This window comes from Pseudomonas syringae, assembly GCF_023278085.1.
GTDB classification, from domain to species: domain Bacteria; phylum Pseudomonadota; class Gammaproteobacteria; order Pseudomonadales; family Pseudomonadaceae; genus Aquipseudomonas; species Aquipseudomonas syringae_Q.
In genome coordinates, this window is record NZ_CP066265.1 from 3,051,089 (window position 1) to 3,068,068 (window position 16,980).

Genomic DNA, 16,980 nt, shown 5'->3' on the forward strand with positions numbered 1-16,980 from the left:
TAATGCGCGCCCGGTCGTTCGACGGCAAGCAGACACCGCCTGCAATCCTGCAGGCTTTTACACCTTGAAGCGTGAGACGACCTGATTCAGGTCCGCTGCCAGACGCGACAGTTCATGGCTCGATGCACTGATCTGATTGGCGCCCTGGGTCGATTGCATGGACAGGTCACGAATGTTGACGATGTTGCGGTCGACTTCACGCGACACCTGCGCCTGCTCTTCCGCCGCGCTGGCGATGACCAGGTTGCGCTCGGAAATCTGATTGATCGACGCGGTGATTTCGCTCAGCGATTCGCCAGCGCCCTTGGCCAGTGACAGGGTCGAGTCGGCGCGATCACGGCTGATGTTCATCGAATCCAGCGCTTGTGCCGATCCGCTGCGCATGGCGCTGACCATGGAATCGATTTCCAGTGTCGATTGCTGGGTACGATGCGCCAGTGCCCGCACTTCGTCTGCTACCACCGCAAAACCGCGCCCCGACTCGCCCGCACGCGCCGCTTCGATCGCCGCGTTGAGCGCCAGCAGGTTGGTTTGCTCGGCAATCGAGCGAATCACATCCAGCACCTTGCCGATATCCTGAGACTGGTTGGCGAGATTTTGCACCAGCGCCGAGGTGGACTGGACGTTGTCGGTCAGCGTCTGGATCGACTGCACGGTTTCGATCACACGCGTCTGCCCGGCCTGTGCCGACGTGCTGGACTGGTTGGAAGCGTCGGAAGTGGACACCGCGTTACGCGCCACTTCTTCCACTGCCGAGGTCATTTCGTTGATCGCGGTGGCGGCCTGATCGATCTCGGCGTTCTGCTGGTGCAGACCGCGATAGCTGTCTTCGGTCACCGAATTCAGTTCGGTGGCAGCCGAGGCCAGCTGAGTAGCCGAGCTGCCGATGTGGCGCATGGCGTCGCGCAGATTGATCTGCATCGTTGCCAGCGCACGCAGCAGGCGCGTGACCTCGTCGTCGCCATCGACTTCGATGCTATGGGTCAGGTCCCCCTGAGCCACCTGTTCGGCCGCATTCACGGCGCGTTGCAGCGGGCGAACGATACTGCGGGTCAGCCACAGGGCCAGACCGATGGTGCACAGTCCGGCAAGGACCACAAAGGCAATCACGATATCGCGCGATTTGCTGTACTGCGCCTCGGCCGACTTGCCTTCGGCATCGACTTTGGTCATGTAGAACTCAGCCAGATCATTGAGCTGCTTGCCCGAGCCGTCGACGATCTGCTTCATGTCGATCAACAACAGCTTGTTCAGACCAGCGCTGTCACTCTGGTTGGCGAGTACAAAAGAGCGGTCTAGCGCGCTTCGATACTGGCCCAAGGTCACCATGAACTGCTCAGTGAGGGACTTTTCCTCAGGGGTGTCGACAAATGTCTTGAGGATGTCCAGCTTCTTGTTCAGATCGCCGAGGCGCACGTCCATTTGCCCGCGATAGGTCGGAATGCTTGCAGGATCGGTGTCCAGCGCCATGCGCAGAGAGATGGTCCGGATGCGCAGCATGATTTCCCGGATATCGTTGACCACTCGCATGCTGGGCAGCCAGTTGGTTTCGACCGCCACCTCGCTCTGTCGGATGGTCGACATCTGCGCCAGCGCGAACCAGCCGAGCAATGCCACCAGCAGGGAAATCAGGGTAAAACCCAGACCGGCACGACGAGCAATAGTGAGGTTGCGTATGTTCATGGACAGAACTCTTTTATATTTGGAGGGCGGTGCCTGACGAGAAGTTGTCAGACAACCGAGAACATATCGTCCCTGTCCTATGTTTCTTGAGCGCTGTCATCAATAATTCAAAATGTTTCAGCCACGACCTGCGGCCAACTGCCAGAGCCGAGCCACATCCCGGGCGCGATCATGCAGCAGGCCGCTGGCGTCGCGGCAGGCTTGCGCCAGGCTCATCGGGCCACTGACCAATGCGAAGGCCGCGCTGATTCCGTGCCGGTAGAGCTGTTCATAGCCATCGCCGAGCGTCCCGGCCAGCACAATCACCGGCACACGTTGCCGCTGGGCGACCCGCGCCACACCCAAAGGTGTCTTGCCACGCAGGGTCTGTGCGTCGAAACGACCTTCACCGGTAATCACCAGATCGGCACCCACCAACGCCTGCTCGAGCCCGGTGAGGTCCGCAACAACCTCGACACCGGGGCGAAACGAAGCCTTCAGATACGCCTTGGCGGCGAAGCCCATGCCCCCGGCCGCGCCACTGCCAGGACTGTCGCGCAGGTCTTGCCCGAGGACCTGCGCTGAGTGATCGGCAAAATGCCCCAGTGCAGCGTCCAGCGCCAATACCTGTACGGCGGAAGCGCCCTTTTGCGGGCCGAATATATGTGACGCGCCATGGGTTCCGCACAGTGGATTATCGACATCGGCGGCAATCTCTACGCACACGTCAGACAAGCGCGGATCAAAGCCGCTCAGGTCGATGCGTGCGAGCCCCGCAAGTGCCAGACCTCCGGCCTGCAATGGTTGCCCCTCTGCGTCGAGAAAGCGTGCGCCCAATGCCGATAGCATGCCGCTTCCGCCATCATTGGTCGCACTGCCACCAATGGCCAGGATCACTCGTTGCGCCCCGGCGTCCAGCGCTGCCCGAATCAGTTGTCCGGTGCCGAAGGTGCTGCTCACGCAGGCATCGCGCTGCTCCAGGGTCAGCAACTGCAGGCCGCTGGCCATCGCCATTTCGATGATTGCGGTCCTGCTGTCCGCCAGCCAGCCCCACTGCGCCTCGACCGGCGTGCCCAGCGGCCCGCTGACGCTGGCGCTCATCAACTGGCCATTGCAGGCGTCCAGCACGGCTTCGATGGTGCCCTCACCGCCGTCGGCCATTGGGCACTTGATCAGTTCGGCATCAGGCCAGACTTCGGCCAGACCACTGGCAATCGCATCGGCAACGGCCTGCGCGCTGAGGCTGTCTTTGAACGAGTCAGGGGCGATGACTATTTTCATTATTGCTCTCCGTATTTTCTTGTTCTGAATACCCAAAAGCAGAATATCTCGAAGCACAATGTGACACTAATCAGCCTACTCCAGTGGCACCAATCGCTCACGACTGTTGCTGAGGTGCGTCCACATGGCGGCGCGGGCGGCGTCCGGGTCCTTGCGGCGAATGGCGCTGAGCAGCGCCTCATGTTCCAGGTTGGCCAGATAGCCCTGATGCGCCAGGTTATTGCCAGCCCGCTCGCTGGCCGCAATGCGGCTGCGCGGGATGATCGCGCTGCCCAGGTGCTGCATGATCTCCATGAAATAAGGATTACCGGTCGCTTCAGCGATCAGCATATGAAAGCGCTTGTCGGCCTCGACGCAGCTGTCTTCATTGGCCAGCAGGTCCTGATAGTCGTCCAGCGCCTGACGCATGGCCGCCAGTTGCTCATCAGTGCGGCGTATGGCGGCCAACGCCACCGCCTGGGTTTCCAGGCCGATGCGCAACTCGATGATGTCGCGCACTCGCGAGACGGTTTCCACCTTGAGGCGCAACCCGGTCTGGTCACTGCGCTCCAGCACAAAAGTGCCGATGCCGTGATGAGTGACGACCAGCCCGGATGCCTGCAACTTGGAAATCGCTTCGCGCACCACTGTGCGACTGACGCCGTGCTCGCGGACGATCTGATTTTCGGAGGGCAGCTTCTGACCAGGAGCGATCTTGCCCAGCAAAATGCGCTGACTCAGCTCAGTGACCAGATCAGTGGCAAGGCTGTGCTGACGACGCTTGGGCGCCGGGCTGACGGATTCCTGCATGGTATTCGGGTCCTGACTTGTCTGAATGGGCGGCCATGCGGCGCCTTTAATGACGTGCGCATAGCGATGAATGCGTGAAGGTCCGGCGTTTAAAAGGCCTGCGCGCTTGTCTAGCTTGTATTACAAGTAAACCTTACCTGTCAAAGTCTCCGAGATATGGACAGGATCGTCCTGACGCAAAAAAAACCGCCGAAAAGGGTCAATACAGACCCTACCATTCTCCAGCGATACCTCTAGAAGCCCAGCATTTAATGGGTTCCACCCTATCCTTGACGCTCACCCTCCTCGCTGGACCAATACGCTACCCCTGCTCTGAACTGCGCCAACTATCTTCCCTTTCGATAACAACAGGGACTTGCGAAAGCGCTTTTTACTTGTATGATGACCGACAATGCGAAGGACACACTTTGCACATACCCGCATAAAAACAACGAGTGGGAGATTCAACTGTGAGCACATCCAATTCCAGGATGGCTGATGGCACCGATTCGGTCCTGAATACGGCCGTATCCAAAGTCAAACGTCACGTCCTGCCGCTTTTCGTCATCATGTTTATCGTCAATTACATCGACCGGGTGAACATCGGCTTCGTACGCTCGCACATGGAGCACGACCTGGGCATTGGTGCCGCCGCCTATGGCCTGGGTGCCGGGCTGTTTTTCATCGGTTACGCCCTGTTCGAAGTGCCTTCCAACATCCTGCTGCAAAAAGTCGGCGCACGGATCTGGCTGACCCGGATCATGCTGACCTGGGGCATCGTGGCCGCCTGCATGGCATTCATTCAGAACGAAACCCACTTCTACATCCTGCGTTTTCTGCTCGGTGTGGCTGAGGCAGGTTTCTTTCCGGGGGTGATCTACTACTTCACCCGCTGGTTGCCAGGCGTCGAGCGTGGCAAGGCCATCGCCATCTTTCTCAGCGGTTCGGCGATTGCCTCGCTGATCTCCGGCCCGCTGTCCGGCCTGCTGCTGCAAATCACCGGCTTTGGCCTGAAAGGCTGGCAGTGGATGTACTTCATCGAAGGCATGTTCTCGGTCGGCCTGTGCTTCTTCGTGTGGTTCTGGCTGGACTCCAAACCGCACGATGCCAAATGGCTGACCCGCGAAGAACAGGACGCTCTGGTCAACGCCATTGATGCCGAACAGGCGGCTCGTGAAGCGGCGACCCCGGTCAAGGCCTCGATTGGCAAATTGCTGAAAGACAGTCAGATCATTCTGTTCTGCCTGATCTATTTCTTCATTCAGTTGACTATCTACGCTGCAACCTTCTGGCTGCCCAGCATCATTCGTAAAATGGGCGACATGACCGACTTCGAAGTGGGCATGTTCAACTCCATACCGTGGCTGCTGTCGATCATCGGCATGTACGTCTTTGCCACGCTGTCGGCCAAATGGAAGCGCCAACAGGCGTGGGTAGCCATCGCCCTGCTGATCGCCGCGGCCGGGATGTTCATGTCGACCACCGGCAGCCCGATCTTTGCCTTCGTTGCCATCTGCTTTGCGGCACTGGGGTTCAAGTCAGCCTCCTCGCTGTTCTGGCCGATTCCGCAGGCGTACCTGGACGCGCGTATCGCCGCAGCGGTCATTGCGCTGATCAACTCGGTGGGCAACCTCGGCGGCTTCGTGGCGCCGACCACGTTCGGCCTGCTGGAAGAACATACCGGCTCGATCCAGGGCGGACTTTATGGGCTGACCGCGACGTCGATCATTGCCGCGATCATCGTTTTTGCCGCCCGCAATACACCCAAGCCAGGCGCGACGCCGGTCGCCGCCATCCAGACCCCGGCCACGCATTGATGCACGCGGACAGTGATGCCATTACAGGTCATATTTTTACAGGAGCAGTCATGAACATTCAGCACTCCAACATCACCAGCAAGGCCCCGGTCATTACTGAAATGCAGGTTGTACCGGTGGCCGGCCATGACGACATGTTGCTCAACCTCAGCGGCGCGCATGGCCCTTATTTCACCCGCAATATCGTCATTCTCAAGGACAACGCCGGGCATGTCGGCGTCGGCGAAGTGCCCGGCGGCGAGCTGATCCGCCAGACCCTGGAAGACGCGCGCTCGCTGGTGGTCGGCAGCAGCATCGGCACTTACCAGAAGATTCTCAACCAAGCGCGTAAAGCCTTTGCCGATCGGGACTCAGGCGGCCGAGGCCTGCAGACCTTCGATCTGCGTATCGCCATTCATGCGGTAACAGCACTGGAAGCCGCCCTCCTCGATCTGCTGGGCCAGCATCTGGACGTGCCGGTTGCAGCGTTGTTGGGCGAAGGTCAGCAGCGTGATCAGGTCGACATGCTCGGTTACCTGTTTTACGTAGGCGACCAGCGCAAGACAGACCTGGCCTACCGCAGCGAGCCAGACGCCGATAACGACTGGTTTCGTGTCCGCCATGAAGAAGCATTGACTCCGGAAGCAGTGGTGCGCCTGGCCGAAGCCGCGCACCAGCGCTATGGCTTTCAGGACTTCAAGCTCAAGGGCGGTGTGTTGAGCGGCGACCAGGAAATAGAAGCGGTTACCGCCCTCGCCGAACGCTTCCCCGACGCACGCATCACGCTGGACCCCAATGGCGCATGGTCGCTCAAGGAAGCCATCCGCCTGTGCCGCGATCAGCATCATGTGCTGGCCTATGCCGAAGACCCGTGCGGTGCGGAAAACGGCTACTCCGGCCGCGAAGTCATGGCTGAATTCCGTCGCGCCACCGGCCTGAAGACCGCCACCAACATGATCGCCACCGACTGGCGCGAAATGGGCCATGCCATTCAACTGCAATCGGTGGACATTCCGCTGGCCGACCCGCACTTCTGGACCATGCAGGGCTCAGTCCGCGTGGCACAGATGTGCAACGAATGGGGCCTGACCTGGGGTTCGCATTCCAACAACCATTTCGATATCTCGTTGGCGATGTTCACTCACGTCGCCGCCGCAGCGCCGGGCAACATCACGGCGATCGATACGCACTGGATCTGGCAGGACGGTCAGCGTCTGACCAAGGCGCCGCTGCAAATCATCGGCGGCAAGGTGGACGTACCGAAGAAACCGGGGCTCGGTGTAGAACTGGACACGGACCAGTTGGCCAAGGCTCACGAACTGTATAAAGGCATGGGCCTGGGCGCACGCAACGATGCCGTGGCCATGCAGTTTCTGATACCAGACTGGAAATTCAACAACAAACAGCCTTGCCTGGTGCGTTGATCCGGACATTCGCAACTGACTCGCCGCCTGTTCATCACTGGCTGGCACACGGCGCGCAACCCCCTTGCGCGCCGTTTTTTTCAAATCGGATTTGGCGGGCTGAATCGGCATGCTACTGTCTCGCAACATCCCGTAACGACTAGACCGCATGCGCCATCTCGCCCGCACCCGCCCTCGCCTTACTCTCGCCGCCATGATTGGCCTGACCGCAGGCATCGCCTGGTCCTGGCTGATCCCTCACGCAACGCTGACGCAAAGCCTGCTGACTGGCTGGGACACGGGCGTCTGGCTTTACCTGATCCTTATCTTCGTCCGCACCCTACGCAGCAACGCCGACGATGTTCGGCGCGTGGCGTTGATGGAAGACGAAAACGCGGGTGTCATTCTGGTCACCGTGTGCGTCGCAGCGCTTGCCAGCCTGGCCGCGATCATTTTTGAGATCGCCGGCAGCAAAGGTCTTTCCAGCGATGCCAAGATGCTCCATCACGCGTTCACCGGCCTGACCGTGATCGGTGCGTGGCTGATGATCGGGGTGATTTTCAGCCTGCACTACGCGCGCATGTTCTACACCTGGAAAGGCAAGGAACCAGCGCTGGCGTTTGTGGGTGGGGAAAAGAATCCCGACTACTGGGACTTTCTGTACTTCTCGTTCACCCTTAGCGTTGCGGTACAGACCTCTGATGTCGGCGTGGCGACGCGTGAAATGCGCAAGGTAGTGCTGGGCCAGTCGCTGATCTGTTTTGTATTCAACACCGCTATTCTGGGTTTCTCGATCAACATTGCCGCCAGCCTGTTCAACTAGCCTTCTTTCAAACACCCCATCAAGAGGCCTTTAAACCATGATCCCATTGAACATCGCAGTGCTCGATGACTGGCAAAACGTTGCCAGCGACGTGGTGGACTGGTCGGCGCTCAATCCGGTCGGCAACGTCAGCTTCCTGCACGACTTCCCGGCCGATACCGCGACCATGGTGCAGCGCCTGCAAGGCTTCGAGATCATTTGCGTGATGCGCGAGCGGACCCCGTTCGACGAGGCGTTACTCAGCCAATTGCCCAGGCTCAAACTGCTGGTCACTGGCGGAATGCGCAACGCGGCCATCGATACGGCTGCTGCCAGGCGCCAGGGCGTTGTCGTGTGTGGCACTGAAAGCTACAAGAATGCTGCCCCGGAACTGACCTGGGCACTGATCATGGGCATCACCCGCAATCTGGTGGCCGAGGCCAATTCATTGCGTGCGGGCCAGTGGCAAGTCGGGCTGGGCAGTGATTTGCACGGCAAGACGCTGGGCATCCTGGGGCTGGGCAGCATCGGCAAATGGATCGCCCGCTACGGCCAGGCATTCGGCATGAATGTCATCGCCTGGAGTCAGAACCTGACCAAAGAGGCCGCCGCAGAATCAGGCGTTACCTACGTCAGCAAGCAGCAGTTGTTCGAGCAGGCTGATGTGCTGTCGGTGCACCTGGTACTCAGCGAGCGCAGCCGCGGCCTGGTCGATGCGCAGGCGCTGGGCTGGATGAAGCCGAGCGCCTACCTGATCAACTCGTCACGCGGCCCGATCATCGATCAGGCCGCACTGATCGAAACGCTGCAACAGCGCAGAATCGCCGGCGCGGCGCTCGACGTGTTCGACATCGAACCACTGCCTGCCGATCACCCGTTTCGCACGCTGGACAACGTCCTGGCAACGCCGCACATCGGCTATGTGACCGAGAACAACTACCGGACCTTTTACGGGCAGATGATCGAGGACATTCAGGCGTGGCATGCAGGAGCGCCGATTCGGGTGTTTGGCTGAGACGTCGAGACGTTGCCCTGCCCGGGCCACGGCATTTCTTCACAACTGGAAATGCCTCAACCTTTCATTCAGTCCGTCAGCAAGCTCTGCAACCACCTGACTGGCACGGGTGGTCTTGTTCGCGCGAGTTATCGATTGGGCAGCCAGATCGCGAATGCGCACCAGATTGTGATCAACCTCACGGGCAACCTGGGTTTGCTCTTCACAGGCGCTGGCGATCACCATGTTGCGGTCATCAATGATCATCACCGAACTGGCGATAGATGCCAGCGCCGCGCTGGCCAGTTCGGCCTGAGCTTTGGTGCGATGCGCCTGTTCGCGGCTAAGCGACAAAGCCGTTACGGTATTCTGGGTGCCCTCCTGCACATGCTCGATCATGCTCTCGATCTCTCGCGTTGAATCACTGGTGCGGTGGGCCAATGCACGAACCTCATCCGCGACAACGGCAAACCCCCTCCCGGCATCACCGGCACGGGCGGCCTCGATGGCGGCATTCAAGGCCAGCAGATTGGTCTGCTCGGAAACCGACCGTATCACCTCCAGGACTTTCGAAATTTCCAGCGCCCTCTGGGCAAGCAGCTGTGCCTGGTCGGTCGCCCGCTGCACATCGTCCGTCAGTTGCGTGATCGATCCCATGGTCAGACCAAGTTCACATTGCCCCTCCCTCGCAGCTTGCGCAGACGCCCTCGATTCCTCCGAAGTGGAAACAGCATTGCGCGTCACTTCCTGTACCGCCTGACTCATCTCGTTAACCGCCGTAGCAGACAGCTCTATTTCGCCATTCTGAACCTGCAGGTCAGCGTTGCTATCACGCATCAACGCGTTCATTTCTTCGGTTGCCGTGAACAATTGACCTGCGGCCTGCCCGACATGGCTCAGCGTGTTCCGAAGGTTTTCACGCATTCGTACCATCGACCCGAGCAACAAGGCTGCTTCGTCACTGCCCTGGTTTTCGATGTGCCCGACGCGAAGGTCGCCTGCCGCGATCATTTCGGACGCAGCCAATGCCTGCCTGATAGGCCCCGACAGGCTGACAGTCAGTCGCCAGGCCAGAACGAGGGTTATCAACAGCGCGAAAACCATAGTGAACAATGTCACCTGATTGGCGGTGGCATAGGTATGGCTGGAACTGGTGCTGGCGTCGACCTGCGCAGCATCGTTGAGCTGCTTCAAGTCATCCAGCTGGCCCATCAAAGACTTCGCGATAGCTGCCATCTCATTCCAGGCCAGCAGACGGCCAGCGTCTTCCTGGCCTGCGGTGATCATCGCGTGAACCTGTTCGGCATGGCCGGCATAGTTTCGAAACGTCCTGTCGACACCCTCGATCAAATCACGCTCACCCGGCGAGTCGATGAATGGCTGGTACGCCTGTATGGCTTGTGTGAATGCTGATTCGCGCTGCATTAACTCGTCGCGCGCTTGCGCCAGTTGATCGGCATTGCGGGCAGACAGCATTTTCATCACGTCGTAACGCGTATTTGAAAACGCCAACGCAATGGCGTCGCCCAAGGCAATTCCAGGCAATGAATCGTTTTCGATCTCAAGACCTTTGGCGCGAATACTGGACAACTGCGCCAGGCTAAAAATACCCAGGCCCAGTACCAGCAACACCATGACTGCGAAGCACGCCAAGGTTCGCGTGGCTATTTTGAAACGTCTCAAGTACATACAACTTCCTCTCGATAACAGGTGCCCCAGGCACACACGGAACTGCAACCCGCAGTGTGATGGCAGGGAAAATAAAGTCTTGAAGGGCTATGTTAGCGACGACGCGCACATACTCAAACGCACTTCGCCGGTACTATTTATTAAAACGACCGATACTATTTTGCTCACCAAGACACTTCTATAAAAAACGCCGCCAGGCTATTGAGCCAGGCAAAAGGCGCCGGGGGAAAATTTTCGGCCATTAATCCAGAACCCTCGCAATTAATCCAGAACTTTTAGAGCGTTAAAATAAAAATTTCCACACAGTAAAAAGTCAGACTTTTAGTCTAACCCAGTACTTCATTTATGCTTCCCCATTCACTCTGTAGATAAAACCTCGCCGCAACATTCACTGTCAAACGACGCCAAAAGAAAACCAGAACAGATCAATAACCTTTAAAATCAAAAGCTTAACTTATAATCTATTTTTCATATGATTACCTGCATTTAATACATTACTGCTCTCGGTATTTATCTCTATTCTTTTTAACCTCTTGAATTGGCCAATTGCCACCCCTAGTATCGCCGCCAAATTTACTTACCCCCCACCCGAGGCGTACAATGAACATCAGTTCAACCAAGTCATATGACCACTCTATGGCCACGACAGAAAAATCCGTTATGGCAGACAAGATGATATTGCCTGCGAGCACTGCCGTTAGTGGTCCCTCTCCCGATTCGCAAGCAAAAATTGATACCTACACGGCGTCGAATAAATACGATGCTTCAGGGCGTCCTGCAGAAATTCCAGAGGCCTCACCGGTCTACACAAGAGCCATGCTCAATCGCAACGCGCAGCCGCTGCAAAACACCACTGCCTCATCCAGTACAGCGTCAGCCAGTCAGCAAGTACTTGCCAGTACCGTCACCACAAACGCACTCCAGGATAACGTTGCAACTGCCGAACAAAAGGTTTCAGGCCCGACTACAAATGCCAGCACTGCGGACAGTGGCTCACATGGCGGCGCCAATGTTGATCCTGATGACATCGCCACGCCTGCAGCCGCGACGAAAATGATTCAGGATCTGAAAAGCATCGGGGGCGGCACATTGCGCATCCAGATGACGCATGATCAGATCCGGGATGGCAAGCAGATGGATAAACTGACTGCCTTGGTTAATGAAGGGGATAAACAAGGCGTAAAAGTTCAGTTCACGTTCCGTGACAATGCGAACGGCGGAGGCGGAAGCGTGCTGACGGGAGACAAGTTGAAGGAGGCCTCGGCCGACATCAGTGACGTGGTGAAAAAATTCGGCAGTCGTCCCAGCTTCGTCCTGGACACGTTCAATGAAGGTGGTACAAAAGCCAGCCAGGACTGGGCCGACATGGAAAGTACATTAATCAAATCCGCTCGCAGTGCCGGCTATAAAGGAAGCATCGTTGTTGAGGACAGTAATTGGGGAGGTGGCCTGACCGCGGGCCCTGAGAGTGGCCTGGTCAAATACGCCGATCAACTGAAGGCCGCCAATGGCAAAGGCAACCCTGGCCTGATTGGCAGTATTCATGAATACGCCAACGATGCCGATGCCTCTGCCCGCCTGGCAAGCGAGATAAAAGCGCTGCAAAATGCCGGCTATAAACCTCAAATCGGCGAAGTGGGCAACGCCAACTGGCTCGGTGGGAACACGTTCCAGGAAAGGGCTAATGCCACGAAAGCCGTGCGGGATAACCTTGCCGCTCTCAAGGCGGCAGGGGCAGATATTTTGCCTTGGAAAGACCAGTTCCAGAATGGCCAAATTCGCCACCACGTTGGATTCTCCAAATCGGATCAATACTGATCATTCAACGCGCCGTGGGATTGTGGTCCGGCAAACCGTAGCGCGCAGTTGAACTCCCCCCCAAAAAAAAGGGGCGGGTTGTCTATTCAGAGACAGGCAGGCCGATGCGCTGTCGGTCTCTTGCTCCAGACCCGCACATAGCCCAGGACCTGCAAACGACCAGCGCAGTCACATAAAAAACAATCAGCCACTCCGAATTTTTGTTGTTCAAAAAACCCTGTTTATGCGACCCTGCGCCGCCGATTGATAATCTTCGAAACAGGGTAACGCCAAGAGGCCGTATCTTAATACATAGCAGAAAAGGCAACACGTTGATAAGCGCGTCATATTAAGTTCCCCACTGCTTTATATGAACACTGTCATTTAAAAAGTTATCGACTCCCTGGCAACCCACTCTCCTGCATCACCGATGCCCTGTCACTTCTCGTACAGCGCTAAAGGGCAATTTGATGAATATCCGCTCAGCCAGGTCATATGACCTCCTCACGGCCGCCAAAGAAAAGCCTGTCATGGAAGACAGACCCACGCGCCCCGTGAACGCTGGCACTAATGACGCACATCCGGATACGCAGGCAAAACTCGACACCTACACCGCCTCCGACAGCCGCCCCGCCGAGTCGCCGGAAGCGTTTCCGGTCTACACGAGAAGGATGCTTAATCGAAACGCTCAGTCGCTGGAGAGCGGAGCATCCTCTTCGGATGCGGCTCTACTGGCCAGTCAAGTACGTGTCAGTCAGGACGATACCAAGGCTCTGCGCGACGAAGTGGCAACTGCAAAAGATAACGCGCCCCGTTCAGAGCCAGCGGAAAAAGCCAAAGGCAAAGACAAGGTTTCCTCCTCAGAGCCGGTCAAGGTTGCCGAGGTCGTCTCGCATGGGGGAGCCAACGTTGTGCCGGATGACATCACCACACCTGCGGCAGCCACGCAGATGATCCAGAATCTGAAAGCGATTGGCGGCGGGACCTTACGCATTCAGATGACGCATGATCAGATTCAGGATGCCAGGCAGATGGACAAGCTCAGAGCATTGCTTAATGAAGGGGGCAAACATGGCGTAAAAGTTCAGTTCACTTTTCGTGACAGTGCGAACCAGGGTAGCGGAAACGTGCTGACGGGAGAAAAATTGAAACAGGCCTCGACCGACATCAGTAACGTGGTCAAAAAGTTCGGCAGTCATACCGGTTTCGTATTGGATACGTTCAATCAGGGCGGTAAAAGTGCCAGTAAGGACTGGGCCGACATGCAAAGCACACTAATTAAATCGGCACGCGATGCCGGCTATAAAGGAAGTATCGTTGTCGAGGACAGCAACTGGGGTGGCGGCCTGACCGCTGGCCCGGAAAGCGGGCTGGTCAAGTTTGCCGATCAATTAAAGGCCGCCAATGGCGACGGCAATCCTGCCTTGATTGGCAGCTCTCATGTGTATGCCAGGGAAAGCGAAGCCTCTTCCCGGCTTGCAAGCCAGATCAAGGCGCTGAAAAATGCTGGCTATAAACTCCAGATTGGCGAAGTGGGTAATGCCAAATGGCTGGCAGGAAACATGTTCCAGCAAAAGGATGATGCCACTAAAGCCTTGACGGATAATCTGACCGCTCTCAAAGCGGCCGGAGCGGACATCTTACCCGGGAAGGACCAGTTCCAGGATGGCAAACTTCGCCGCCGGGTCGGATTTTCAAAGTCCGATCAGTACTGATGATTCCACGCTGCGTGTGACCGTCCGCTCTCCATAACGCACGCTACTGACCCTGACCCCGAAAAGGGTCAGGCTTCCTCTATCAGAACTCGATACCTGCGGCGTCACAACGTATAGGCAATGCCCATCTGCACCGTCCGCGGAGCGCCCGGATACGCGTAGACGTTACCAAACGCACCTTCCTCATACTCGGTATTGAAGAGGTTCTTCAGGTCCAGGTTGAGTTTTACGTGCGAATTGACCTTGTAGTAGGCCAGCAGGTCGAACACGGTGTAGCTGTCCATCGAAAAAGCAACGTTGGCCGTACGCCCGGCGCGCTGGTCAACGTAGCGACCGCCAGCCCCCAGACCCAGGCCGCGCAGCACACCGTCCTGAAATTCGTAGACGTTGAGCAGGCTGAAGGTCTGTTCGGGGATATTCATCAAGCGTGTACCCGAGCGCAGCGCATTGTCCTTGGTCACTTCGGCGTCGACGTAGGCGTAGCTGCCCATCATCTTCCACTCGGGCGTCAGGTTGCCGACCACGTTGAGGTCCAGGCCACGGCTGCGCACCTCGCCTGCCGCCACACTGAACGTTGAATCGACCGGATCGGTGGTCAGCACGTTACGCTTCTCGATCTGGTAGATCGCCGCGTCCACACTCAACTGTCCTTCCAGCGCTTCCCACTTGGTGCCTATCTCGTAGGACTTGCCCTCTTCCGGCTTGAAGCCGCCACCCAGCCGGCTGGCACCGCTATTGGGTTTGAACGAGCGCGCCGTGTTGGCATACACCGCAACGGTGTCGGTCAGGTCGTAGCTCAGGCCGACGCGCGGCGTGACAGCGTTATCGCTGGCAGTCCAGCTGCTGGTGCCTGGCAGAAAGGAATCGTAGTCATGTTCGAAACGCTCAACACGTACGCCGCCCAGCAATTTCAGGCGTTCGGTCAGCGCCACCTGGTCCTGCACGAAGGCCGCCCAGGTTTTCAGGTTTTCCTTGTCGTGGGTGGTGGTCCGGGTCAGTGCCGGGCGGGCCTGGCCATAGACCGGGTTGAAGATGTCGATAGGGTACGCACTGACCGCGCCACTGGAGCGCTGGATGATCGACTTGTAGTCGTAGTTTTCGTACTCGACGCCGGTCAGCAGCGTGTGCTCGAAACCACCCGCCGAGAAATGCCCGGTCAGGTTCAGTTGCACATCGCGGTCGGTCCATTCCAGCTTGCGGTAGTTGAAGTTACGGCCCAGCGTGCGACCGTCGGCGGCCAGGCCGTTGGCCTCGATCGCGTCGCCTTTGAGGGAGCCATCGAGTATCTGCACGCCACCGCCCAGCTTCCAGTCTGCATTAAGGTCGTGATCGAAGCGCAGTTGCGCCATGTTGTTGTCATTGTGCAGTTTGCCCACGCTCTTCTCGCCGAAGAAGGTATCGCGTGACGCTGTACGGGTCTGGCTGGCATAACGCGTCAGGCCCCGGTCCAGCGGCGCGTTGTTGCGCATGAAGTCACCCTCGAAAGTGATGCGCGTGGCGTCGTTGACCTGCCAGCTCAACACCGGTGCAACGCCATAACGCTCGGTTTCGACGTGATCACGGAACGTATCACCGCCCTCGCCCACCACATTCAGGCGATAGGCAAAGCGCCCCTCGTCATCCAGCGGGCCGGAGGCATCCAGTGTCCCGCGCTTCATGCCTTGATCATTGAGCTGGCTGCCCAAGGTAACCGAGGGCTCGGCCAGCGGCTGTTTGGAGACCACGTTGAAGGTGCCGCCCGGGTCGCCACGGCCATACAGCGTGGTAGCAGGACCGCGCAGCACTTCAAGGCGCTCGATAGTGTTGGCGTCCGGCATGTTCGGGTAACCACGGTTGATCGGGAAGCCGTTGCGATAGAACTCGCCCGTCGTGAAGCCGCGTACGGTAAAGGTGGTCAGGCCCTGACCGCCGAAGTTGTTGGCTCGCCCGACCCCGCCTGCATAATCGAGGGCATCCTGCAGACGCGTGGCGCCGATATCTTCCACCGCGTCGCGAGTCACGATGCTGACGGACTGCGGGGTTTCATGCAAAGACGTGTCAGTACGTGTGGCGCTGGCGGAGCGCGTGGCCCGATAACCATCGACCGGCCCCTGCGCGCTTTCGGCACTGGCGCTGCCTTGAATGTCGATGTTCTGCAACTCTATCGAAGGTTGCGCGGCAGTGACCTGGTCAGCCCAGGCGGCTTGTGAAACAGCTTGAATGACACAAAGTGAAACGAGAGTACGACGCATCGACGTGCAGCCCTTGGCAAGAAACCAGACCTCTTGGGACCTGGCAGGATTTTTTCGCGAATAGTACAGATTCGTATTAACACTTGATACAAATTCGCAAAAATACCTTTTACCCTGTCGAACATCTCGCTTAGCAAATACGGGGACAAACAGGCAAACTCTGCCCAACCGAATGCCTTCCGATGAGAGAACCGACAATGCCTCTTTCCAAGCAGCCCGCCGACCCTCGCTGCGCCTTGCTGGTGATCGATATGCAATACGACTTCATGCCCGGCGGCCAGTTGGCGGTATCCGATGGCGATGCATTGCTGCCGCTGATCAATCGTCTGGGGCAGCGTTTCGCCAGGGTGATCATCACTCAGGACTGGCACCCGGCCGGGCATATTTCGTTTGCCTCCAGTCATGTGCAACGCATGCCGTTCGAGAGCATCAGCCTGCCCTACGGCCCGCAAACCCTATGGCCGGACCACTGCGTGCAAGGCAGCCATGGCGCGCAGTTGCATGCCGATCTTGACTTGCCTCATGCGCAGTTGATCCTGCGCAAGGGCTGCAATGCGCACATCGACAGCTATTCGGCGTTTCTGGAAGCAGACCGCACAACCACGACGGGGCTGGCCGGTTACCTGAAAGAGCGTGGCATCGACACGGTGTTCGTGGTTGGCCTGGCGCTGGATTTCTGCGTTGCCTGGTCGGCTCAGGATGCGCGCAGTGCCGGTTTCAATACCTGTGTGATCGAAGATGCCTGCCGCGCCATCGACATGAACGGCTCGCTGGAACAGGCCTGGCGAACGATGCTGAGCGCAGGCGTCGAGCGCGTGAAGAGCTCGGAGTTGCTGGGCTAG

General features: G+C 58.0%; 12 protein-coding genes and 2 pseudogenes. 7 read left to right on the forward strand and 7 right to left on the reverse strand.

Annotated features, from left to right (window positions below; translation table 11 throughout):
* Positions 1 to 57 precede the first annotated feature (57 nt).
* The 4 genes and pseudogenes from I9H07_RS25065 to I9H07_RS13545 form a co-directional block, all read right to left on the reverse strand.
* Positions 58 to 921 carry a methyl-accepting chemotaxis protein gene (locus tag I9H07_RS25065; RefSeq protein ID WP_419205016.1) on the reverse strand — a complete coding sequence of 288 codons (864 nt, stop codon included), beginning with the start codon at positions 919 to 921 and terminating at the stop codon, positions 58 to 60.
* Positions 913 to 1,683: pseudogene (locus I9H07_RS25070) on the reverse strand (MCP four helix bundle domain-containing protein); the annotation flags it as partial. The gene I9H07_RS25065 and the pseudogene I9H07_RS25070, both read right to left, overlap by 9 nt.
* 117 nt (positions 1,684 to 1,800) lie before the next feature.
* Complete coding sequence (locus tag I9H07_RS13540) at positions 1,801 to 2,943, reverse strand: glycerate kinase (RefSeq protein ID WP_236424692.1); 1,143 nt, start codon at positions 2,941 to 2,943, stop codon at positions 1,801 to 1,803.
* Between the two features lie 75 nt (positions 2,944 to 3,018).
* On the reverse strand, positions 3,019 to 3,732 hold the full coding sequence (locus I9H07_RS13545) for a FadR/GntR family transcriptional regulator (RefSeq protein WP_058392057.1): 714 nt from the start codon (positions 3,730 to 3,732) through the stop codon (positions 3,019 to 3,021).
* 470 nt (positions 3,733 to 4,202) lie between these two features.
* On the opposite strand from I9H07_RS13545, the gene I9H07_RS13550 reads away from it, so the two are divergent.
* From I9H07_RS13550 to I9H07_RS13565, 4 genes are all read left to right on the forward strand, one after another.
* Positions 4,203 to 5,528, forward strand: a complete 1,326-nt coding sequence (locus I9H07_RS13550; RefSeq protein WP_024673973.1) for an MFS transporter — start codon at positions 4,203 to 4,205, stop codon at positions 5,526 to 5,528.
* Between the two features lie 50 nt (positions 5,529 to 5,578).
* Entirely contained in the window at positions 5,579 to 6,931 is a 1,353-nt protein-coding gene (gudD, locus tag I9H07_RS13555; RefSeq protein ID WP_236424693.1) for a glucarate dehydratase, read from the forward strand.
* Positions 6,932 to 7,079: 148 nt separating this feature from the next.
* A complete protein-coding gene (locus I9H07_RS13560; RefSeq protein WP_236424695.1) occupies positions 7,080 to 7,733 on the forward strand; it encodes a DUF1345 domain-containing protein in 654 nt (217 codons plus the stop codon).
* A 37-nt stretch (positions 7,734 to 7,770) separates the two neighbouring features.
* Entirely contained in the window at positions 7,771 to 8,727 is a 957-nt protein-coding gene (locus tag I9H07_RS13565) for a D-2-hydroxyacid dehydrogenase family protein (protein WP_236424696.1), read from the forward strand.
* Between the two features lie 39 nt (positions 8,728 to 8,766).
* Here I9H07_RS13565 and I9H07_RS25075 read toward each other — a convergent pair whose 3' ends face one another.
* Together I9H07_RS25075 and I9H07_RS25080 are read right to left on the reverse strand one after the other, a co-directional pair.
* Positions 8,767 to 9,810: a methyl-accepting chemotaxis protein gene (locus I9H07_RS25075; RefSeq protein ID WP_419178522.1), complete on the reverse strand. Its 1,044-nt coding sequence runs from the start codon at positions 9,808 to 9,810 to the stop codon at positions 8,767 to 8,769.
* A gap of 51 nt (positions 9,811 to 9,861) precedes the next feature.
* Positions 9,862 to 10,395, reverse strand: a pseudogene (locus tag I9H07_RS25080) (MCP four helix bundle domain-containing protein); the annotation flags it as partial.
* A 600-nt stretch (positions 10,396 to 10,995) separates the two neighbouring features.
* Here I9H07_RS25080 and I9H07_RS13575 point away from each other — a divergent pair.
* Positions 10,996 to 12,213, forward strand: coding sequence for a cellulase family glycosylhydrolase (locus I9H07_RS13575; RefSeq protein WP_236424698.1), 1,218 nt, complete (start codon positions 10,996 to 10,998; stop codon positions 12,211 to 12,213).
* A 449-nt stretch (positions 12,214 to 12,662) separates the two neighbouring features.
* Complete coding sequence (locus I9H07_RS13580; RefSeq protein ID WP_236424699.1) at positions 12,663 to 13,907, forward strand: cellulase family glycosylhydrolase; 1,245 nt, start codon at positions 12,663 to 12,665, stop codon at positions 13,905 to 13,907.
* A gap of 104 nt (positions 13,908 to 14,011) precedes the next feature.
* Here I9H07_RS13580 and I9H07_RS13585 read toward each other — a convergent pair whose 3' ends face one another.
* Complete coding sequence (locus tag I9H07_RS13585) at positions 14,012 to 16,138, reverse strand: TonB-dependent siderophore receptor (protein WP_236424700.1); 2,127 nt, start codon at positions 16,136 to 16,138, stop codon at positions 14,012 to 14,014.
* Positions 16,139 to 16,335: 197 nt separating this feature from the next.
* Here I9H07_RS13585 and pncA point away from each other — a divergent pair, with 197 nt between their 5' ends.
* On the forward strand, positions 16,336 to 16,980 hold the full coding sequence (pncA, locus tag I9H07_RS13590; RefSeq protein ID WP_236424701.1) for a bifunctional nicotinamidase/pyrazinamidase: 645 nt from the start codon (positions 16,336 to 16,338) through the stop codon (positions 16,978 to 16,980).

What these genes read in the sequence shown, in the direction of transcription:
- I9H07_RS25065 (WP_419205016.1), bottom strand. Translation starts at nt 921, where the DNA reads ATGCAGATCAATCTGCGCGACGCCATGCGCCACATCGGCAGCTCGGCT.
- I9H07_RS13540 (WP_236424692.1), bottom strand. Translation starts at nt 2,943, where the DNA reads ATGAAAATAGTCATCGCCCCTGACTCGTTCAAAGACAGCCTCAGCGCG.
- I9H07_RS13560 (WP_236424695.1), top strand. Translation starts at nt 7,080, where the DNA reads ATGCGCCATCTCGCCCGCACCCGCCCTCGCCTTACTCTCGCCGCCATG.
- I9H07_RS13550 (WP_024673973.1), top strand. Translation starts at nt 4,203, where the DNA reads ATGGCTGATGGCACCGATTCGGTCCTGAATACGGCCGTATCCAAAGTC.
- I9H07_RS13575 (WP_236424698.1), top strand. Translation starts at nt 10,996, where the DNA reads ATGAACATCAGTTCAACCAAGTCATATGACCACTCTATGGCCACGACA.
- I9H07_RS13580 (WP_236424699.1), top strand. Translation starts at nt 12,663, where the DNA reads ATGAATATCCGCTCAGCCAGGTCATATGACCTCCTCACGGCCGCCAAA.
- pncA (WP_236424701.1), top strand. Translation starts at nt 16,336, where the DNA reads ATGCCTCTTTCCAAGCAGCCCGCCGACCCTCGCTGCGCCTTGCTGGTG.
- gudD (WP_236424693.1), top strand. Translation starts at nt 5,579, where the DNA reads ATGAACATTCAGCACTCCAACATCACCAGCAAGGCCCCGGTCATTACT.
- I9H07_RS13565 (WP_236424696.1), top strand. Translation starts at nt 7,771, where the DNA reads ATGATCCCATTGAACATCGCAGTGCTCGATGACTGGCAAAACGTTGCC.
- I9H07_RS13585 (WP_236424700.1), bottom strand. Translation starts at nt 16,138, where the DNA reads ATGCGTCGTACTCTCGTTTCACTTTGTGTCATTCAAGCTGTTTCACAA.
- I9H07_RS25075 (WP_419178522.1), bottom strand. Translation starts at nt 9,810, where the DNA reads ATGGTTTTCGCGCTGTTGATAACCCTCGTTCTGGCCTGGCGACTGACT.
- I9H07_RS13545 (WP_058392057.1), bottom strand. Translation starts at nt 3,732, where the DNA reads ATGCAGGAATCCGTCAGCCCGGCGCCCAAGCGTCGTCAGCACAGCCTT.